At 36.9% G+C, this 22,811-nt stretch carries 13 protein-coding genes and 1 pseudogene; 6 read left to right on the top strand and 8 right to left on the bottom strand.

Annotated features, from left to right (window positions below; translation table 11 throughout):
- Positions 1–83: 83 nt before the first annotated feature.
- The 3 genes from VB797_RS01230 to VB797_RS01220 all read right to left on the bottom strand — a co-directional run bounded on the left by VB797_RS01230 (position 84) and on the right by VB797_RS01220 (position 3,007).
- A complete protein-coding gene (locus VB797_RS01230; protein ID WP_323235797.1) occupies positions 84–1,151 on the bottom strand; it encodes a tetratricopeptide repeat protein in 1,068 nt (355 codons plus the stop codon).
- A gap of 113 nt (positions 1,152–1,264) precedes the next feature.
- Complete coding sequence (locus tag VB797_RS01225; protein WP_323235796.1) at positions 1,265–1,966, bottom strand: 16S rRNA (uracil(1498)-N(3))-methyltransferase; 702 nt, start codon at positions 1,964–1,966, stop codon at positions 1,265–1,267.
- 3 nt (positions 1,967–1,969) lie between these two features.
- Entirely contained in the window at positions 1,970–3,007 is a 1,038-nt protein-coding gene (locus VB797_RS01220) for a DUF389 domain-containing protein (protein WP_323235794.1), read from the bottom strand.
- A gap of 274 nt (positions 3,008–3,281) precedes the next feature.
- Here VB797_RS01220 and VB797_RS01215 point away from each other — a divergent pair.
- Positions 3,282–4,080, top strand: a pseudogene (locus VB797_RS01215) (Rpn family recombination-promoting nuclease/putative transposase).
- Positions 4,081–4,366: 286 nt separating this feature from the next.
- Here the strand turns inward: VB797_RS01215 and VB797_RS01210 are convergent.
- From VB797_RS01210 to VB797_RS01195, 4 genes are all read right to left on the bottom strand, one after another.
- Complete coding sequence (locus VB797_RS01210; RefSeq protein WP_323235793.1) at positions 4,367–4,708, bottom strand: hypothetical protein; 342 nt, start codon at positions 4,706–4,708, stop codon at positions 4,367–4,369.
- Positions 4,709–4,955: 247 nt separating this feature from the next.
- On the bottom strand, positions 4,956–6,311 hold the full coding sequence (locus tag VB797_RS01205; protein WP_323235792.1) for a hypothetical protein: 1,356 nt from the start codon (positions 6,309–6,311) through the stop codon (positions 4,956–4,958).
- Between the two features lie 224 nt (positions 6,312–6,535).
- Positions 6,536–6,883: a hypothetical protein gene (locus VB797_RS01200; RefSeq protein WP_323235791.1), complete on the bottom strand. Its 348-nt coding sequence runs from the start codon at positions 6,881–6,883 to the stop codon at positions 6,536–6,538.
- A 13-nt stretch (positions 6,884–6,896) separates the two neighbouring features.
- Complete coding sequence (locus tag VB797_RS01195) at positions 6,897–9,839, bottom strand: CHAT domain-containing protein (RefSeq protein WP_323235790.1); 2,943 nt, start codon at positions 9,837–9,839, stop codon at positions 6,897–6,899.
- A gap of 310 nt (positions 9,840–10,149) precedes the next feature.
- On the opposite strand from VB797_RS01195, the gene VB797_RS01190 reads away from it, so the two are divergent.
- The 4 genes from VB797_RS01190 (at position 10,150) to VB797_RS01175 (ending at position 16,712) form a co-directional block, all read left to right on the top strand.
- A complete protein-coding gene (locus tag VB797_RS01190; protein WP_323235789.1) occupies positions 10,150–11,664 on the top strand; it encodes an AAA family ATPase in 1,515 nt (504 codons plus the stop codon).
- Positions 11,665–12,160: 496 nt separating this feature from the next.
- On the top strand, positions 12,161–13,723 hold the full coding sequence (locus VB797_RS01185) for a peptidoglycan-binding protein (RefSeq protein WP_323235788.1): 1,563 nt from the start codon (positions 12,161–12,163) through the stop codon (positions 13,721–13,723).
- 300 nt (positions 13,724–14,023) lie between these two features.
- Positions 14,024–14,497, top strand: a complete 474-nt coding sequence (locus VB797_RS01180) for an SH3 domain-containing protein (RefSeq protein WP_323235787.1) — start codon at positions 14,024–14,026, stop codon at positions 14,495–14,497.
- Positions 14,498–15,119: 622 nt separating this feature from the next.
- A complete protein-coding gene (locus VB797_RS01175; RefSeq protein WP_323235786.1) occupies positions 15,120–16,712 on the top strand; it encodes a peptidoglycan-binding domain-containing protein in 1,593 nt (530 codons plus the stop codon).
- Positions 16,713–16,821: 109 nt separating this feature from the next.
- Here VB797_RS01175 and VB797_RS01170 read toward each other — a convergent pair whose 3' ends face one another.
- Positions 16,822–19,689: an EAL domain-containing protein gene (locus tag VB797_RS01170; RefSeq protein WP_323235785.1), complete on the bottom strand. Its 2,868-nt coding sequence runs from the start codon at positions 19,687–19,689 to the stop codon at positions 16,822–16,824.
- Positions 19,690–20,993: 1,304 nt separating this feature from the next.
- Between VB797_RS01170 and VB797_RS01165 the strand changes: the two genes are divergently transcribed.
- Positions 20,994–22,736, top strand: a complete 1,743-nt coding sequence (locus tag VB797_RS01165) for a S8 family peptidase (RefSeq protein WP_323235784.1) — start codon at positions 20,994–20,996, stop codon at positions 22,734–22,736.
- Positions 22,737–22,811 lie beyond the last annotated feature (75 nt).

The following is a 22,811-nucleotide window of genomic DNA, read 5'->3' as shown; positions in this document are numbered from 1 at the left end:
TTTTTCGATTGTACGGTAATACCGAAATGCAGATGATTTAAAATAAATAGCGATCGCAAGTTGTAGAAACAAGTTTAATAATATTACTGTTTAACAAAAATCAAACAGCTATATAGCTGAAAAGCAGCATCCCAACTAGTTTGTTCTCGACGAAACAGGTGAATGTGAGATTTAATGTGCTGTAGAACATCCGTTTGGTCGAGCATTGTTTCCGCAAAGGGGGTAAAGTCAGACCAAATTTTTACTTGTGGTAATTTAGTCTTGAGAAAATCTAATAAACCATTCCAACTAATTCTAATGGTATTGTGATTGTTTTGAGGTGATATTGCGACACCCTTGTCAAACTTATAACCATTGTCGTAAAGCCGTAAAATACAGTTTCTTTTAGGTAAATGTAAATCGCAAAAATGGAAATAATCTTGAGTTTGAGTTTTGCGCTGTAATTTACCCCGTGAGTCTAAATCCACAACTTCTTCAAAAATTGGTAATAGTCCCTGAACTAGTGCGGTGACTTCCGACCATTCAAAGACTAGAGAACCAAGTTGCTTATCTTGATTTTCGCATACAGCAGTAACTTTGGTCGTAAAATCTTTGAAATAATGAACCTGAAAAACTTCTATTTTATTAACTTGAGTTAAACCAGTCCAGAAACAGGGGATACCAGCATTATATAGCTGCTCGCCGTAAAATTTTAATTCTCCCAAAACACCGCTACGATATAAACGCCAACCGCGACTGGGTAATGATAATCTAGCGGTATAAGGGTCTATCTGCATGATTTGAGCCAATTTTTGCGCGGCTTCTTTTTTTAACTCCGACCCGATCGGTTCTAAAATCAACACAGCAGTTTCTTTACTATCGGGGTCTGACATTGAAGATGCGATCGCATCTTTTCTAATATGTTGCTCAATCTGTGTCAACCGTTGTAAACCAAGACGTGCTTGAGTGACTATTTTGGTATTAGTGCTATCTCGTAACAGTTGACGATAAACTTTTTCGGCTTTTTCATACTTCCCAGATACTTCATGCAATTTTCCCACATAAAGCTGTACCAGAGGATTGTCGGGAGATTCTTTTAATAGCTGTTTTAATAACTTTGCTGCTGTAACGTAGTCTTTATTTTCAAATGCAGATGCAACTTTGTCAATCATGGAATTTTGGATTTTAGATTTTAAATTACCCTACGGGAAGACGTTTTCGCGTCAATGGATTAAAAGTTAGGACTCAGAAATTACCAATTACCAATTACCAATTACCATTTCCTTTATACTTCACTTACTGCGGAAATTAGGGACATTGCAAAAATCGGTGCTGTAACTGCACGAAGGACACGACGACCTAGCGAAACAGGTTTAAAACCATTTTGGAGAGCGATTTCAACTTCTTTTTCCGTCCATCCACCTTCACAACCTGTCGCAATCACTACCTTTTTTTGCTCGCAATTTTGTAAACAGTAGAGTAAATGAGGGGAATCTCCACGAGCAACACAAATATATTTTTCAAAGTTGACAAATGATGAAATAATTTTATTAAAAGCGACTGGTTCTAAAATCTGGGGTATTTTCGTTCGTTCCGATTGTTCTGCGGCTTCTTGGGCTATTCTTTGCCAACGTTCGAGTTTCTGGAAACTAGGTTTGAGTAAAGTGCGATCGCTAATTACTGGAGCAATACAAGATACACCCAATTCAGTACAACAACGGACTATCTCATCGAAGCCGTTGCCTTTAGGCAAAGCCACCATCAAGGTTACGCTGATTGGTAACTCTGTTTCGACAATTAGCTCATGTAATATTTTTGCATCAGTATCAATCAATTCAGATAACCACCATTTACCCATTCCATCCATTGCAATAAATCGATCGCCTTTTTGCAAACGTAATACTCGATACAAATAATGCTGTTGTTGTGAAGTGAGGATTATTTGTTCGTCTTGGAATTGAGAAAGTGCGATCGCGATTCGTTGCATATTTCAACTAGCGGTATATTGCTGTGTGGGAATCACCTTGATATTTAAGGTAAGGGGTTTTTTCAACTTATCTTGTAAAATTTGTTGAATTAACTGGACTTGTTGTTGTGAAAACGAATTAAATTGAGCCGTTACTTCCATATCAACTATCAGCTTATCTCCAACTTGTTGTACTCGAATTCCTTTAATATCGGAACGTGAAAAAGTATCAGTTTGACGATAAACTAAATACTCAATCTGACGACGGGTTTGTTCTTTGACTAAAAATCTATCCAAAGATAAACCTAGAGGTAAACCAAGCAGAACCAAAGCTGCAATTGATACTACTAAACCATGACGAGCCTTTTGAAAAGAACCGTAATTTTGAGCTAAAAATACTAGTGAGCCACTAAAGATAATACCAGCTAAGTTAGCGAGAAACAAAAGTCCCGAACCTGCTGCAACCGAATTTGAACCCATCCCTAAACCAATTCCCAAAACGCTCAAAGGTGGAACTAAAGCTACAGAAATAGCTACTCCCGGTAAAGCATTAGAAATACTGCGTCGAGTTAAGGCAAAACCACCAGCCCCACCTGCTGCTAATGCTACTCCTAAATCCAATAGCGTCGGACTAGTACGTCCCAAAATTTCGGAGCCAAAAGTTCTGATACCGATTAACTTAGTAATCACGATGGAAATCACAATCGTCAGCAATACACCTTTAAATAGCGTAAAACCAGAACGCTTTAACAGCCGCTGATTTCCCGATACAATACTGTAGGCGATCGCAATAATCGGTCCCATCAAAGGAGCAATAATCATCGCACCGATAATTGTCGCTGCACTATTAGCTAATAATCCCAAAGTGGAGATCACCGCTGACATGGATAGCAATGTATAGAAGCTCAAAGAAGGTACAGCACCCCTCCACAACTTGCGGTTAATACCTGCGATCGGCATTGGCTTTTCTGATAACCAATGCCAATCTCCGCTATTGCTATTCCATATTTCGTTTAACTTCAGCTTACCCCAACGACCAAAACCTTTAAGAAATAGCAGCATCTCAACCTCAGCATTGGTGTAATAACAACAGAAAACTGTACTATCACATAGTACAGTGACTTATATTGTAATCAAACTTAATAAAAAGTTAATCTGGACTTGAGAAAGAGTTAATTTGAAGTAAAAGTTTGATAAATCGGTCTTAGGGTAGGATTTTCGCGAAAAATATCTTGCGTTTGAGGTTATTTAATTGATCGTGAATAGTGCGATCGCGATGACTTATTTTCTATATCTTTTAAATAAACAGGTCAATTTTGCCTGATAAAATCGGGGAATGTTTGACAATATTTGTAAATTTTTAGCAGAAAACTTTTCCAGGGACTTTGCGACCTGGTTGTTGGGAGAACCAATAACCTTAACCGAACTTAGTCCCAAAGAACTGCTCATGAGAACCGATTCGAGCCGATGCTTTAATATTGCTACAGTCAGATGACAAAATCCTGCATTTAGAGTTCCAAACTCAACCGGATGCCAAGATTCCCTTCCGGATGATAGATTACCGAGTGCGAGGTTATCGTCGTTTTCCCCAAAAGGAAATGCATCAAGTTGTAATTTACCTCAATCGCACAAATTCGGGATTAGTTTATCAAAACACATTTTCGCTGACTCGTACCCGTCATGAATTTGAAATCATTCGACTGTGGGAACAACCTCCAGAAGTTTTTCTAGAGAACCCTGGTTTACTTCCTTTTGCAGTATTGAGCAATACCCCAAACCCCGAAAGCATATTAAACCAAGTTGCTAGAGAAATAAACGAGATTCCAGACAACCGCACTCAAAGCAACGTTGCTGCATCCACAGCAATTTTAGCTGGTTTAGTATTGAATAAAGACTTAATTAAAAGAGTTTTGAGGTCAGATATTATGCGCGAATCACCAATTTATCAAGAAATCTTGCAAGAAGGAGAAGAAAGAGGTAAAACACAAGGTAGAGCGGAAGGTAAAGCCGAAACTTTACAACAAGTTGCTATCAATCTACTTAGCACTAATATGGCTTTAGAAGATATATCGAGAGTAACTGGTTTATCGGTAGAACAGTTGCGGGTTTTGCAAAGGGAACAAAGGGAGGAGTAACCGTTAATAAATAAGATTCTAGAAACACCCGGATTCAAATTAAGATCGCCGCATTGACGGCGATTTTAAATAACCTAGTATTGAATAAAGACTTAATAAGAAGAATTTTGAATCAGCTAAATCACCCTCACTCTGGAAGAGTGGGGCTACCCAAACAAAGCCCACCTGCGTGGGCTGAATTAAGCACATCTTTATAAAAAAATAGACTGATTTATCGCAGCCTTGTGCAAAGTTGTAACGTAAATGAAAGGCGTATAGAGTGAGTTTTGGATAATCCATTTACAAACTAAGTGCGATTATTTTTATTCTTATTCTGAGCTTTAGCTAAACTTTGTTGAATAGCATTCAGCAGAGTCTTTTTATCAAGCTGATATTCCTGAATATTAGGATTAATAGCGCTACTAGGTCCCCTTACAGTTAAAGAATGATTCAAAAGCGCTAATTGACTGTCAAGAATCTTCGGATAATTCTGATACCAACCAGCAACAGCAGTTGATAGTTTTTCTATATCATCAGGTGTATTACTAATTAACTTCTCTAAATTGACAATATTGTCTTTAGAAAATAAAGCAGGTTGAGTTTTTAGCAAATCCATAAAAGCATCTAAATTTTGTTCTGCAAATGTCATAATATAACTCCTAATTACCAACAGCAGTAAATGCAGCCTAATAGAAAGGCGATTGAAAAGATTTAGTGTTTGCCTTTATCTGTTTGAAAAATACCATTAATTGTACTTGACGAAGCGGATGATTTAATTGTAAATTATTCGCCCATTGCTGTAAATCTTCCTTCGTCGCATCTCTCAGCCAAGTTTGGGCTTAACTTCTTAAAGTAGGGATTTGAAAAGAAGCGGAGGAAGAATTTTGATTACCTATTTATTTTTTCCTATTAGCTATTATGCAACCTATACCAGTAAAAAATAAGGTTACTGCAATGCTGATAAATAAAGAAGCATAAAACGGATGTGGTGGATTAGTTGGAGATATAGCTGCTAAAGGTTGATTAATTTTATCAATGTGTTGCGTAACTACACCAGAAATAATCGCACCACCACCAAGTCCTATACCGAGTATTTGTACCGTGTTGTTGAGATTGCGATCGCGTCTTGTTTGTTCGATTTCGACGATACCGCGAATTGAATCAATTAGTTGCTCAAATAGGCTTTGAGCAGGTGTAAGATAAGCTAAGTCTGTATTAATTTGTTCGATAAAGGTATCTTCAGCTAATTCTAGGAAGCTTGATAAAAATTCTAAGTCATCTTGTATGCAAATTGCTTTGATTTTGTCAAGATATAATTTATAATTTTTTACATTAGTTTTAATAGTATTTCTCTGTAATTCTAAATCTCTTAAATAGCGAGCATAATTAAACGAAATTTCGGGTATTTCATTTAGCCATTGATTAAATTCTTTCAGCTTGTCATCAACAGATTTATTTTTGACTTGATTAAATTGATTTACTTTATCTTCTAATTTGCTGTACTCTTTCCTAACTTGCTGATAACACCAACGAGATTCAGAACGAGCGTAAATAATTTTACTACGACAGTTTAAAAGATCGATTAAAGCATAATAATATTCTCCAGTATTTTCTAAATCGGTAGTTCCTCGATTTGCATTCAACCAAATTAAAATATGACACTGTTTCTCAGGAGAATCAGCACTGTTGTTATATTCAAATATCGGACTATTTAATAATTTACCTTTACTCTGAAATGAAACATTTAATTTATTGAATTCGGCTTCAGATATTAAAGCTTTTACGCAATGTTCGGCAAAAGCTTTCTCATCATCAATTGTTCCTACAGGTTGAGCAAAGAATACTAAAGTTTGTCCGAGAGAAGCATTGATATTACTTGGAAGTAAGCAATTGTCTTGATTTAATCCTTTTAAATCGGTAAGTTGCACTTCTTGTTCGCGATAGCGGAAAGTTAAATCAAGAGCGTAAGTATCGTGAATTTGTAAACGGTTGATTTCTCCGCTTAAATGATGATTATTTTCATGTTTAATAGCTGGGAATTCTATAAAACCTTCGTTTGAAATTTGTTTATGTTCGGGAATTGATAAATGTTCTAATTCCGGAATACTTAATTTTTTACCAATTTCCTGACATTTGTGCCATAAATAGTTTGAATTATTGACTGGTTTGGAATCGTTAGCTAGATTTTTGTATAGATGAAAAGCGTAAAGGGTAAGTTTGGGATTAGCTACCTTTGCTGTTGAATAATCCATTGTAGGATGATTATTAATTGTGTATTATAACCTTTTTTCAGTCTTATTTATAAGACTTTCGCTATTATTTTATTATCATCCTAAACCGCCTTGGAATGCAATTCAAAGTCTAATAGCAGAAGTCCATTTAAATGGATTAATAGCTTAATTTTTCAGTCTTATTTATAAGACTTTTGCTGTTAGCCTGCGGTTTGCAACCGCAGGTGGATTAACGGGCTTATAAATCATGTTTTGTCGTTCTTCTTGTCATCATCCGATTTAGTAGCTGAACTTTGTTGAATAGCATTAATTATAGTTCTTTGATCGTGTTCATATTTAGGAATATTAGAATTAGCTTTAGTGCTTCCAGGCGCTCTTTCCGTGACATTACCTTCAAGCTCAGCTAAAGCATCATCTACTTGCGGATGTTTCTCACACCAATCTGAAATCGTATTAGAAAGAGATTGAATATCATCAGATTGAGAATTCACTAATTGAACTAATTCAGTCTTTTCATCTTTTGAAAATAACTCCGGTTGAGTTTTGAGCAAATGGATAAAATTGTTAACCGTGACTTCATAATCAGACATCATATTCATAATTCTCCTATTTTCCTACAGCAGTAAATGCAGCCCAATGAAAAGGCGATTTAAATGGTTTTTCTACAGTTGTATTTTTAAGCTGACGGCGTATTTTTCCTTTCTTTGTACTATCTAAAGGTAGATTACTCGCCCATTCCTGTAAATCTTCCTTCGTCGCATCTCTCAGCCAAGTTTGGGCTTGATTTAAAGCAACTGGTACAGAAATATCTTCTACATTCTTTAGATTTTGAATAAATTTGATCGTTAAAAAAGACGTTGATAAATCGTTTACCGTCCATAAACTACTGACTACGCTTGAACTTCCAGCATATAATAAACCACTAGGTAATCCAATATATTCGTCGCTGGTATTTTTAAAATCAATTAAACCAGTTTCGCAAGCAGAAAGCACGACAAGACGACATTGATTGAGGTTGAAATCTCTTTCAAATAAATTACCTAAAGTTAAGCATTTACTTAAATCTAATTTATTATTCTCAACTGCACCAGCTAAAAGTAAACAAGAATTTTGAGGGGAAATTAAGTTAAATGTACCATGACAGGAAAAGTGAAGATAATTCGTCTGTTGAATTTGGAATGAAGCTTGAGATAAAGCTGTTTGAGTAGCTTGTTTTTTAGATAAAACTTCTTTGTCAGTAAATAGCGATGAAATAGCTTCTACTTCTAAATCGGTATATTGTAAATCTTCTGTAGGGTTTTGAATAGCGAATAGGGATTTGAAATTAACTCTTTGTCGTAAATTTAATTGTTGTAAAAGTTGACAACTCGGAGCATAACTTACACCGTCTGAAAATTGATCGCACAGGAAACCACCATCACTTAAAGGTAGTGCGTGAAGGGGGAATAAGTGTAGGTAGCGATGGGGGATGAGAATTAGGTGAGAGCAATTTTGTGGTATTAGCTTGAGAATTTCTTCTATATGTAAGATTTCAGCAAGTTGAGTCAGATGAGAAGCGAGATTATTTATCCACTTGGTTTTGTTGTTGTAATATGTATTTAAATATTTATTATTCCAATCTATAAAAGCTTTTAATTTATCAGTGGATGTAGATAATTTAAATCTTTGAAGATTATCAGAGGTAATAATAAAAGTTTCTAAGCTTGTATTGGTAATGTACCACTCAATAATGGCTGTATTTTTATCTAAAGTTGCTTGGAATGTTTCAAAGTCGAAACCTGAACCAACGGGTAAGTATTTATCTTGTAACTCATTACGCTGTGATCGCAACTTTTGGAGATGCTCTGCTAAAGCTTTGGGGTTTTCGGTTGTGCTGTTTTGGATTTGATATTGCCCCTTGGCTATTTCGTCTCGGAGTTGTTCTAGTTTAGTAACAACTTCTGGGGGGAAAATAGTTTTAGAATCTCGTTCGAGGATAAGTTCAACTAAATTACGGGTTTTGCTGCGTTCTACGTATTCGATAGCTTCTTGGATGTTGTCCAATTCTAAGCAAGCTTGTACAATGCCGATGTATGATACATTCCATTGTTCAGCTAATTTCTTTTTTGCCTCATTTCCGGAAAATATTTGTTCCCGTAGTAATTCTGCGGTATCAATTGCTTTTTTGTAAGCTATAGTAGCAGTTTCAATATTCTCTACTTTGTCTCCCAGTATTCTCTGACTATAAGCATTTCCCAAATTATTTTGAGTCTGTGTCCAATCGATGGGAAAAGCATCGCAAGTTCTAACAGTTAAAGATGCTTCATAAGTAGCTATGCTTTGTTCGATGTTGTTGGCTCTGTCTCCCAATATTCTCTGAGCGTAAGCATTTCCCAGGTTATATTGTGTCTGTGACCAATCGATAGGAAAATCATCACTAGTTCTAACAGTTAAAGCTGCTTTATAAGCGGCAATGCTTTGTTCAATATTGTTGGCTTTGTCTCCCAGTATTCTCTCCTCATAAGCTAGCCCTAAAACATTTTGGACTTCTGCCCAATCAATAGGAAAAGCTTCGCAAGTGTTAACACGTAAAGTTTCTTGGAATGCAGTAATACTTTGTTCGATATTTTTGGCTTCATCTCCTAATATTCTCTCAATATAAGCAAGTCCCAAATTATATTGCGTTATCGCCCAATCGATAGGAAAAGAATCTTGAGTTCTAACAGTTAAAGCTGCTTCTAATGCAGCAATGCTTCGTTCGATGTTGCTAGCCTTATCTTTTAGTATTCTGTCGCGATAAGCTATTCCCAAGTTGTTTTTCGTTACTGCCCATTCATAGGGAAAAGCTTCCACAGTGTAGACATCTAAAGCGTTTCGGTACGTACTAATACTTTTTTCGATGTTATTGCTTTTGTCTCCCAATATCCTGTTAGCGTAAAAATTTCCTAAGTTATTCTGCGCTCTTGCCCAATCATTAGGAAAAGCTTCACGGGTAAATACAGTTAATACTATTTCATAGCCAATGATGGCAATTTCCATATTGTTAGCTTTGTCACCTAGAGGAAACTTACTAATTAGATTACAAAAATTACCAATCACTGTTGCTAAGTATTCTGCTGTTTTTTCTTCCGCTTTTTTCAAGTTTACGGTAGCCCAACGCCACAATATTTCAGCGAAATTATTATCAAGTTTATCTGTATTTGCTATCAACAGAGGGTAAACTACATCTTTATTGCCTTTACTTTCCTCCATTGCTTGCAACACTTCAAGTAAAAATTTAAGATAGATATCGACTATATTTTCTGTAATTTCACTATTTTGTGCAGCGTAAGCAAAATTAGAACTGAGATTCAATCCTTTCGCCAACTCATTTCCCAAATTCCTCAACCAGTTAGCCGTATCTTGATTATCTTGCTCCGACATCATCTTTGCGACAGCTTCCACCACCAGCAAAAACTCAGCATCAAGTAAACCTTGATTCGCTGCTAATATTTCCCCTTCTTCCCCATTCGGACAATCTAGCAATTGTTGAATCAAGTTAAGATAAGCATCTTGGCGCTGTTGGTTCATGAAACCGAATTTTAATGTCTTTATGATAAATCAGTAAAATTATTGATGATTTCGGAAAATATCGAAGTTTGTGGTGCGTGACGGTAATTTCAAATTATTTGGTTATAGGTGATAAATTATCGTAACCCTCACGCACCCTACAACTTTATAAAACAACCCGCGCAGGCGGGTTTTGCCTGTGTAGCCGCGATTTATAATCGCCAGGGTTGAATAAAACTACAAATTGAAGTGCGTCTTCGCGGTTAATTAATCTTATTTACCAAACGCAATAAAAACCTAAACAATAAAATAAACCACCAAAAAAATAACTATGACATTCCGTGAAGAGTTTAAACTACTATTACGCGCTCGCTACTCTTTAATTTACATTCCCACTCACGAAGAAGAACGTTTAGAAGCTGTAATCCGTGAAGAAGCCGCTAACCAAGGCAATCGTCAGGTATACACTTGGGATTTTGTCGATGGTTATCAAGGTAATTCCAACGATGCGGGTTTCGCAAGACGCAACCCCTTACAAGCTTTGGAATTTGTAGAAAAACTACACGCTTCCGCACCTGCTGTATTAATTCTCCGGGATTTTCATCGGTTTTTGGATGATGTGGCAATTTCCCGCAAACTCCGCAATTTGGCGCGTTTGCTAAAATCGCAACCAAAAAATATTGTCATACTTTCGCCACGTGTTGCGATTCCCGACGATTTAACCGAAGTGTTGACGGTGGTGGAATTCGCTTTACCCAATGCTACAGAAATTCAAACCGAAATCGAAAGACTATTAGCCGCTACTAATAATTCTCTGCCAAATCAAGTTTTAAATGAATTAGTTCGTTCCGCTCAAGGCTTGAGTATGGAACGCATTCGCCGCGTTTTGTCAAGAGCGATCGCCCAAAATGGAGAATTACAAGCAGAAGATGTGGAGTTAGTTTTACAGGAAAAGCGTCAAACCATCCGTCAAACTCAAATCCTCGATTTTATCCCCGCTACAGAACAAATTTCCGATATCGGCGGATTGGATAATCTCAAAGATTGGTTATTACGTCGGGGTGGTGGTTTCAGCGAAAAAGCCAGACAATACGGTTTACCCCATCCTCGTGGTTTGATGTTGGTGGGAATTCAAGGTACTGGTAAATCGTTAACTGCAAAGGCGATCGCGCATCATTGGCATTTACCTTTATTACGCTTGGATGTAGGCAGATTATTCGGCGGTTTGGTTGGTGAATCGGAATCGCGCACTCGTCAAATGATCCAGCTATCCGAAGCCCTCTCACCCTGTATTTTATGGATAGATGAAATAGACAAAGCCTTTTCCGGGCTTGGTAGCAAAGGCGACGGTGGAACTACTAGCAGAGTCTTTGGTACATTTATTACCTGGATGGCAGAAAAAACCTCACCTGTATTTGTCGTGGCAACTGCCAACGAAATTCAAGAATTACCGCCGGAATTATTGCGAAAAGGTAGATTTGATGAAATATTCTTCGTCGGTTTACCGATCCAAGAAGAAAGAAAAGCCATTTTCAACGTACATTTATCCAGATTGCGTCCCCATAAAATTAAAGACTACGATCTAGAAAGATTAGCCTACGAAACACCCGATTTTTCCGGTGCAGAAATCGAGCAAACCTTAATTGAAGCCATGCACATCGGCTTTAGCCAAAACCGCGACTTTACTACAGACGATATTTTAGAATCCGCCAGTCAAATTATACCCTTAGCTAGAACTGCCCAGGAAAAAATCGAGCAGTTACGTCAATGGGCTGCTTCTGGAAGAGCGCGTTTAGCATCCAAGCATAATCCTTTAAGTGACAGGATTCAACAACAGTTGCAGTAGGTCAAAGGTCAAAGGTCAAAGGTTAAAGGTCAAAGGTTAAAGTTAATACATGACCAATGACCAATGCCTTTTTAAATATGTTTACTCAGATACAACTAATAATTACTATAAAATAATCAATATGGATTGCTATAATATTAGTAAAATCACGTAGACAAAAAAGTCTATTTATTTATTGATTGCAATTGGGCTTGTTAGTAATACTTACGCACTTTGTTTTTAGAAGCCTAATTTTTGGTAAACATCTATTCAAACTGCTGTTTGTATAATCTAGGTTTCTTCGTGTAAGCCTTAGCTAATTTGAAGAATATTTATATTTTGTCTGCGAAACGCATCTTCAAACAGAAGTTTACGTCGCAATGACATAGAAAAAATACTCAAATTTTTAGAGTATTTTATTCGATCAACAAATCCATCAGGGATGATTACTTGACGTTGGGTACGTTACGATTCCGCGCTTCGCAAACAACTAATCAACCTCAAACTTAACCGAATTATGGAAAACATTGGTTATATTTACGCTGCTTGTGCCTATGAAGCACCGGAAAGTATCGAAGTTGTTCCTTTCATTTTCAATAAGAAGCAGTCTACTTTTGCTGCAATGCGTCTTTTATCTGTAGCGCTAAGTTTATTCTTGTTGAGTAACATTGGACAAGCTTTAGCATTGGAGAAACAGGGAAGCAAAGGTGCATCGGTAACAGCAATTCAAAGCTGTTTGAAGCAATTGGGCTATTTTAATGCTTCAGCAACTGGTTACTATGGTTCACTAACTAAAAGCGCTGTAAGTAAGTTTCAGAAAGACAACGGACTGGCAATTGATGGTATTGTAGGCAGCGATACCAAAAAAAATATTCAAGCTAAATGTTCGAGTCAGCAGGCTACAACGAATCAAGCAAACGTACTTAAAGTTGGTAGTCGCGGTCAAGATGTCAAGAAACTTCAGCAAGATTTAAAGCAGTTAAATTACTTTGTTGGTAATCCTACTGATTATTTTGGTCCAGTTACCAAAGATGCTGTGATCGGATTTCAAAGAAGCAAAGGTTTAACGATTGATGGAATTGCGGGTTCAACAACTTTAGTCGCGATCAAACAAAGTTTAGCCCAAGGTAGTAATAGTGGTGTTGGTGGTGAAAACGTTACTCTTCGTTTAGGTTCCAGAGGTGCGGAAGTCACATCGTTACAAGAGCGTTTGCAGCAGTTGAACTACTTTAAAGGTAATACTAATGGTTATTATGGTGCAATTACTAGAGATGCGGTAATTCGATTCCAGAAAGATAAGAGATTAACTGCTGATGGAATTGCTGGTGCGAAAACTCAACAAGCAATTGATCAAGCAATTCAACAAATAAAGCCGGTACCCGATAAAATATTACCTCTCCCCTATGGTTCTTGCAGTGACGGTAAATGTCCTAATTTAAAACCTGGGGATAAAAATCGTTATGTGACATACTTGCAAACGAGATTGCGCGATTGGGGTTACTTTACATCCAATGCTAACGGTAATTATAGTTCCGAGACTGCGGAAGCCGTGAAGCGATTCCAGCAAGACAATCAACTAATTGCCGATGGAGTTGTGGGACCGCAAACCTGGCAAAGAATTGAAATACCGAGAAATTCAAGAAATAAGTGCGATCGACCCATTCTTCAGCGAGGTGACAAAGGAGAATGCGTCACCGAACTACAAGACAAGTTGCGAGGTTTGGGTTACTTCAAAGGTTCTTCCACAGCTTACTTTGGAAACGATACCTGGGAAGCGGTAAAACAATTCCAACTTAATAATGAACTAACCCCCAACGGAATTGTAGATTCACGTACCTGGAAAGCAATAGAAAGCACAAAAGTAAGCGCAAATAGCTACGTTGTACTTGTACCAGTTACCAGTCCATATACCTTAAATGAAGTGCGTCGTTTCGTATCTAGTGCTTTTATTACTAATACAAAATTAGGCACATTTGTGCAAGTGGGAGAATTTAAAGACAGCAACGGTGCGAACCAAAGTTCTCAAAATTTGCGCGATCGCGGTTTTGATGCCAGAGTAGAACGTAAAGATCGGCTGTAGTATTTATTTCAAATATTTAACTAGTACAGCATGGCGGAAATAAACCCACCATTAACAACCTTGAAAGAACTAGCATTTACAGCCTTTGCAAATAGTAGGCTTATTTACGCCGAACGGTACTAGACTATTCCCGCTTTACAAAAAAGGCGGTTTTTTTATAGTAAAAATCCCAATGCCCAATGCCCAATTTCCCATTCACCATACCCATTGTATTTGAAATGATTGAGAATTTGATAGTTAAGAGTTATAATTTTTCACTCATAGCAACTAATTCCTAACTTTTGGTAAAAGGTACTTAATATGTTGTCGAACATCCTAAAGTTGATCCTTGGCGTTTTAATGGCGATCGCAATATTGGCTGGTGGAGGTGTAGCTGTTGGGTTCTATTTAATGAATCGAGCTTCTATAGCTCCTCCAAAACCAGTTTTTTCTAATGATAAAGCCGAGGTGAAAGCGGAAGCCGCAAAAAATCCGACACCAGGAGCAATTGTTAATTCTCAAGAAAAAAGTACTCCACAACCTACTCCAACAGAATCACCATTAGCTGAAAAACCACTTCCACCGGGTGCTTACTCTGCGACAGTTACTTGGGCTGAAGGTTTAATTTTAAGAGCGGAACCAAAAGTTGATGCAGAACGTCTTGGTGGTGTTGGATTTAATGCGAAAGTTACAGTTTTAGAATTAAGCGATGATAAAATTTGGGAAAAAATTCGCATTGAAAGTAACGAACAAGAAGGTTGGGTCAAAGCAGGTAACACCAACAAAGCAGAATAATCAATTGTTCTAGTACGGTAGAGAGTTGAGTTGACTATTTTTCATTTTGTTTGTATTCCAGGCTGCTAATATAGCGGTTCTCGGTTGAAGCTTTGCTATTCATATTGACGATTTAAGTCTAAAAACCAACTAAAAATAATAGTATTATTATTTCGGATTTTTTAAATTCACACTTAATTTAGATTTAATGCTTAGTATCTAAAACTTAAAATAATATTACCTTATTTAACATTTTAAAATAATTTCATGTACAATTCATACATCTATTACTGAGACAAGACGATTATGATTGCAATATCTGGTATATTTTGTACGGGTGCATAAGATACAGGATATATGAATATTTAATTACAGATGTATTTGAGGATTCAAAAATAAATAAACTGTAAACTTTGATTACAGTTGCCGTTGATAAAAGGTATAACGTCTGAGAAAGTTATAGCTAGTAATGGAAGTTAAAAATTTGCATTTACTCAGATATTTTTTTCACCGAAAGTATCTTGTAAATAATCGCCCTTTTTAAGTAGTTGATCAAAAACTACTTTCATAAAAGACACAAAATCGGAACTGTGAAGTAAATACTATAACAGTGAATTTCTTTAACTTCAAAGCTTGAAAACCTATGAACGCACTTGGTTCCGATTACCAAAATTTAGTCAAGGAAGCACCCTTAAATAAAGAGGCTGTTCCCGTCAAAGTTGATTTCAAGTTGTTTGTCAATATTTGTGGAAAAATGTTTGATAATAATAGGTTTACTCTACCTTTAATATCTCTTGTCACAACCCTGACCATGTTGGGAAGCTCCAGCGAAGTTTTCGCCCAACAGAAAGGAGATAATAATTCTCAAGTCAAGAATGTTCAAAGCTGTTTGAAAAAGCTCGGTTACTTCAACGGTCCAGTAAATGGTAACTTTGGTTCAATGACCGAAACTGCGGTCAAAAAATTTCAGCAAGCTAACAAAATACCTGCTATCGGAAATGTTGGGCCACAAACCCAAGCTGCATTACAACGCAAGTGCGGTGGAGGTAGTGGAAATAGAGGATCGAGTTCTAATTCTAATTCTAATTCTTGTCAGAACGAACTGAGAAGCGGTTGTAGCGGTCCAGCAGTAACAAAATTACAGCAGGATTTAAAAGCTTTAGGCATTTACAACGGTCCAGTTACAGGTAGATTTCTGCAACTCACCACAGATGCGGTGATCAAATTTCAACGGCAAAAAGGGATAAACCCAATTGGTGTTGTCGGACCTCAGACCAGTGAAGCAATCCGTTTAGCAAGGAATAACTCATCCCCATCCCAAGGTCAAGGTCGCTATTGCGATCACAACAGAGAAGTTATTACCATTGGTTGCAGAAGCGACTGGGTAAGACAGTTGCAGCAGACATTAAAGGGTTTAAGTTATTTTGGTGGAAATCCTACCGGCTATTTTGGTTCAGAGACTAGAGATGCTGTAATTAGATTTCAGCAAACCAATCGTCTTCCCGTTACTGGAACTGTAGATGATAAGACTTGGGGTGCAATTATTCGAGCTTCTAATAGACCTCCTTTAACTACACCTCCTTTAACTACAAGCATTATGCAATTAGGTAGCAGAGGTTCTGAAGTCACAACCTTACAGCAAGATTTGAAGCGGTTAAATTATTTTTACGGCAATCCTACGGGATTTTTTGATAACTCTACACAAGATGCAGTCATCAGATTTCAGCAAGCTTATCGTCTTCCTGCAACTGGAACTGTAGACCAAAATACTTCTCAAGCAATAGCGACAGTATTAAGAAGTAGTGGTGGAGGTTCGGATTTTGAGCCGATTTATCCCCAACAGAACAATCAAAGAGTTACAAAACTACAAGAACGTTTAGTGGAATTAGGTTTACTGAAAGTTAATCCCACAGGTTACTTTGGTACTCAAACCAGAGAAGGTTTGCTAGCATTTCAGCGATATCAAGGATTACCCGAAACTGGGTTTGTAGACGAACAAACTTGGGAAAAACTGGGATTTAATAGTTCTCGTGAAAAGCGTTATGTAGTAGTCATACCGTTGCGAAATCCAGATATACTCAATCAAGTACGTCAAGACATACCCACCGCTGAAGTTGGTAAATCCAGACTGGGAGATTATGTCAACGCTGGAGAATTTGACCAGCGTCTAGAAGCACAAAGACAATCTGATTTTCTACGCGATCGCGGTTTTGATGCAAGAGTAGAATTTTTCTAAAATCTTGTAGGAGAAGGGGGGATGGGAGGACAAGGGGACAAATAACTCTTTTAATCTAAAATCTAAAATCTAAAATCTAAAATCCAAAATCTCATAACTTTCCCTCCCCCTAAGCAACCAAAACAGATGTATCAATTAGTGATTTAGATTTTAATAATAATTCTGTAGCTTCTTGAGCGCAAACAGCAGGACTAAAAAGATTTCCCTGCATCAACTCACATTCCAAAATTCTTAATAGATTACGTTGTTCTTCAGTTTCCACACCTTCAGCAACAACAGAGAAATTTAGTCCATGTGCTAAAGCAATCATTGCTGTAATGATAGCTGCATCATTAGTATCGTTAGTTAAATCTCGCACAAAAGACCGATCTATTTTTAAACAATGAATGGGAAACTGTTTGAGATAATTAAACGAGCAATATCCGGTTCCAAAATCATCTATTGATATAGAAACACCCATATCATGCAATTGGGTTAAAATTTCTTTACTAAAATCAACATCTTGCATTGCAGCACTTTCTGTAATTTCCAACTCTAAATACTGAGGAGATAATTTAGTTTCAGCTAATACACGCTGTACGGTGTTAACTAAACTTAGTTGCTGAAATTGTTTTGCAGATAAGTTGACAGCTACACCTACAGATGGGCCCAAAAGATTTTGCCAAATCTTATTTTGAGCGCAAGCAGTTCTTAAAACCCATTCGCTAATTGGTAAAATTAATCCAGTTTCTTCAGCAATCGGAATAAATTTACTCGGAGAAATTAATCCATATTTAGGATGTTGCCAACGTAATAAAGCTTCAAACTTACAAATCTCTCCTGTCGTAATATCAATTTGAGGTTGGTAATATAGCTTCAATTCATTTCTCTCTACAGCATAATGCAAACTGTTTTCTAAAGTAAGCAACTCTGAAGCTTGAGAATTAATTGCCGAGTTGTAGATTTTATAGTGATTTCTTCCTTGCAATTTTGCACGATTTAATGCAGCATCGGCATTTTTAATTAAAGTTTCTCCATCTTTTCCGTGGTTGGGATAAACAGCAATTCCAATGCTAGCGCTGATATGTAGAAGATGATTGTCTATCAAAAAACCTGGTTTCAAAGCAGTTAAGATATCTTCAGCAACAAGAGCAGCATCCCGCACATTATTGATTTGAGGCAATAATAAAGTGAACTCATCACCTCCCCAACGAGCAACGATGTCATAGGAACGCAAACACTTATTTAAACGGTGAGCAACGCTTTTTAATAACTTATCACCAATACCATGACCTAATGTCTCATTAATCGTCTTGAATCGATCTAAATCCAAGAAACATACAGCTAATTTCTGATTACTTTGATGAGCTTTTATCAGAGACTCCAACAGTCGCAAATTAAACTGTATTCGATTAGGTAAATTAGTTAAAAGGTCATGTGAAGCTTGATGGCTGATTGTTGCTTCTGCTTGAAAACGTTCGCTGATATCCCGAAAACTCCATACTCTACCAACAATTTCACCACTGATGTACTGCGGCTGAGAATAACGCTCAAATACCCTACCATCATTAAATTCAATTAAATCATAGATTTCAGCACCGGGATAAGCCTGTAGTTGGTTTACTGAAATTACATATTCTTGAGGGTCTTTCAGATGACTGATTGCGAATTTCAGCACTTCTACATAACTACTAGATTTCATCAGCGATTGAGGAATATTCCACATCTCCAAAAGCTTATGATTATAACCAGTAATCAAACCTTGACTATCTACCAATAAAATACCGTCAGCAGTAGTTTCTAAGGTAGTTTTTTGCAAAGACAGAGATTCTTCTAATTCCTTGTGTATGCGCTCGCATTTACCAATTTCTTTTTGTAGCTCAACGGTACGCAGATTGATTTTTTCTTCTAATTTTAAGTTGAGATTTTGATGCTCTTTAATGCTCTGAGACAGCGTTTTGTGCGCTAATATTGTTTCATAAGCGAGAGTAATCGCACCTACTTTAGCTTGCAAAAAGGCAATTTCTGTTGATTGCCAAACTCGATCTTCTACACAGTCATCTAAGCCAATCAAACCAATAAATTCTCCTTTGAGAATAATCGGTAAAAGTAAAGTAGAAACAACTCCCCTTGCTTCTAAAAAGTTTCTTTCTTCAAAACCAAATTCTGTTAAGTTACCCCAAGCAATATTACCCCGTGCGAATATCTTTTCCAAACTTGGAAAAATTTCTGCAATTGGTTTGTTCTGGTAGTTTTTTTGATCTAATTTAGATGCGATCGCAATGTCGCACCATTCAGCTTTCTGATTAATTAATAAATCGCCATTTCTAGAACGATGACTTTCAAATATGCAAATCCGACTGGGTTTATAAGCTAGTCCTATAATGGACAAAATTTCCGTATAAGATTCATCACTACCATCAAAAGTTTGCAACGCTGTTTCTAAATTTACAAGTGCTTTCAGGTACTTTTGAGTATTCGTTTGAACAACTTCTATACTAGATTGATTATCAACTTGATTCTGCTCTTTTTGATCGTATTTTGCTTGGTTTTCAAAATCAATTAGTTTGAGCTTCCCATTCGTACCAATCATCTTACCTTGACTATTAACTAAAACTTGAATATTGATCTTTACAATACAAACATCGCCAGTTTTAGTTTTATAGCGAGTTTTGTATGTGCTTTGTTCTATGTTCTGTGTTTTAAGAATTTGTAATAATTCTAAGTTACGTTGATACTCACAGGGATAAACGTAATCTAGAAAACTATTACCAATACTTTCGAGTACCGTAAATCCAGTCAATTCACTCCAAATTGAATTTAGAAATGTCCATCTTCCCGAACTATCTGTTTTAAACAATATCTCTTCATAAATGCGAGAATCATTGTTAAATTTATCTTTGCAATTATGCGATATTTTTTTGGGGTAAATTCGACAGGAAATATGTCGATTTGCCGTTTGTTGCTTGAGTAGTGTTTGCATTTTATATTTTGTCATACACGAACACACCTTCTCTAGCTCCCAAGCAGGAAAGTAAAACAACTATTAGCAGCATCATAGTACTTTCTGATGGCAGTAAATACTTGATATTTATAATTATAGGAACAATGAAATAAAACCTTCGGTCAATCAAATATAGTTACGTTTTTCTATCAACACTCTGACCTTTGGAGAATGTAATATACTCTATATTTGATGCTAGTCTATGCTATTTTATGAAGTATTTATAGTTTTCATTGCTAAAATTATATTAAGTTTGTTTAGAACTTGAAAATAGCATAATGTTAGTCAGGAATATCATTTTACAATCTCAATTAAATCAATATCAATAATAAAATTTTTCATCCCTAATTTCTTTTATATCTCTTGTTTAACCATACTCGCAATCACTTGATTATTCAATTCTATTTTTCATGATAATTAACGCAATTATATCTTAATCAATATTTAGCTTTTTGGGTAAAAATAACTTTACCGTTGACATTATTTAACAAGTTAAATACAATAATTAATCTTTAATTAATATGGTGTAAAAGTGATTTCAATTTAGTGCTACTTGATCGGCTACCAATTAATTACCTAAGTCAAATGAGCGGCTATACTAACTCAGTCTTAAAAAAACAAGCATAATTAAACATCTTAACTAGATATATTTCTGCTCAAAGATTATGTTTTTACCAAATGTAAAACTAGCTGGGAAGAAGTTAATTACAACTATTAATGAAAAGTATAGCAAATCACTTATACTAATGTATATAGAGAAAATACTGAGGCGGTTAAATCGAGATAGATGATTATCTTTCTCCAAAAGCTGCTTTAAAGTACGACTTTTACTGCATCAATTTGGATGCAGCCTTGAAAATATAATTATAGATTTTGGGAATGGTCAGTAAGATTTAGTACGTTTTATTGGCACTACTGCTTCGCTTACTCCTCAAACAATGCAACTGTAGCTCGAAACTATGAAAAGTCGTCATATATCATCTAACCATAACTGTGCTCAATGCGTAATATTACTGCATTCGCGCATCAAATCTATGATGCTATTTTTTTATTTTATTCGATTATCTGTAATTAACAAACAAGGAACTGTATTTCAAGAAATAGATTCTTACCGTTCGGTTATTAGTTTGTGATAAAACCATCGAGATATAGTTATAAAGTAAATAATCTAACTGTAGAAAAATATAACTATGTTTTCATCAAGCAATTAACGCCATAAAAATAGTTGTAGTTATTGTATTTTATACGACTTATCCTGGTAGAATCTTGCAGCATATAAAGTTAAGTAGAGGTTAATTATGAGACACGAAAAACTTTCTCCGGGAATATTATTAGCTTACGAAGACTATCACAGAAACGGAAGTGAAGCACTAGCAATTCATACGCGATCGCTAGGTATAATTTCCCCTAGAAGTGCCTTGAAGCCAATTCGGACTGTAGTTTTTATTTACTGCGACGAACAAGCAGACTTAAGCCACTTATCGGAGTATGGGGTTCAAATCAATCAAGATAGAGGTCGAGTCAGAACTGCTTTTTTGCCCATTGAAAGTTTAGATCGTTTATCCGAAGAGCCAGCAATTGAGCGGATCAAGCCATCGCGAAAACTGCATATACGTATGGATGTGGCACCTGGGAAAGTTGCATTACCCCAGTTTCAGCAAAAAAACTCGCAACTAAGCGGTAAAGGTGTAGTCATCGGTGTAATTGATAGCGGTATCGATTCAGCACATCCTGCTTTCTCAGGACGCATTTTACGTATCTGGGATCAAACATTATCAGGAAAGGGAGTTGCAGAAGGTAAATATGGTGCCGAACTGACGGACGATCAAATTGCCATATCCATTGATACCGACGGACACGGTACCCATGTTGCGGGCATTGCTGGTGGTTCCGATAAAACGTTTTGTGGTGTTGCACCGGAAGCAGAATTTATTATTGTTAAGACCGATTTACAGGATGCTCATATTGCCGATGGTGTTCGTTATATATTCCGTGTTGCCAGCGATATGGGACTTCCTGCTGTCGTAAATCTGAGCTTGGGTGGACACGCAGATGGTCATGATGGTACGGATTCTCTTTCTAAAATTATCAACTCTCAAACTGGTCCGGGAAGAATTGTTTGCACTGCTGCGGGTAACGAGGGTAACGACAACATTCACGGTCAAACCGCTGTTAGCAAAGGCAAAACGAGTACCATGCGTTTTTCTGCACCGCTAAATCAAGTCGGTATAGTATGGTTAAACGGCTGGTACTCCAAAGATTCCGAGCTAGAAGTTTCGGTACGGAGTCCTAATGGTTTTGTTACTCCTTTTCAACCAGTAATTACTGATGATAATCCTTCACAAGAATACAACTTATCTGATACGCGAGTAGAAATAGTTACACCAGGTAAAGATCCAATCAACGGCGATCATAATTTTTTCGTGCAAATTCGGGGTACTGGTGACGGAAAATTTAATCAGCCCGTACCTGGTGGTGTTTGGCAATTGCGGTTACGCAACCCAGCTTCAGAAGAAACTCGTGTAGACGTTTGGACTCTAGATGATGCAAGCTCAGTATTTTTTACGGGTAAAAGTGTCGCTGACTCAGTAAAAATTGGCTCTCCCGGATGTGCCAGCAGTACAGTTACAGTTGCTGCTTATACATCAAAAAATGAATATATTGATATTGATGGCAAAGAGCGACAAATGGGTTTAGAGCTAGATACAATTTCAGAATTTAGTAGTGAAGGACCATTGAGAAATGGCGATCGCAAGCCAGATATTGCTGCACCGGGGGCAATGATTGTTTCAGCTCTTTCTAGCGATGCCGATTTGGACAGATCGATGATTATTAATTCTAAGTTTGTGGCATTAGCAGGTACCAGTATGGCAACACCTTTTGTGACTGGCTTAGTCGCACTGCTGTTACAGCGCAACCCCAAACTAGACCCTGAAGCCCTAAAAGAACTACTACGCAAAAATTGTTCCATTCCTGGGAAAGAAAAAGGAGCATTTGATAACAAATGGGGATTTGGGTTGATTAATGTCGAGAAGTTGTAAATAAAAATTCCCTTGGGGGATGGGGGGGATGGGGGGATGGGGGAGATGGGGAGATGGGGAGATGGAGGGACAAGG

It is taken from the genome of Rivularia sp. UHCC 0363 (genome assembly GCF_034931125.1).
Taxonomy (GTDB): domain Bacteria; phylum Cyanobacteriota; class Cyanobacteriia; order Cyanobacteriales; family Nostocaceae; genus Rivularia.
Note: the sequence above shows the minus strand (reverse complement) of the source record. Positions and strands in the feature narration are given on the sequence as shown.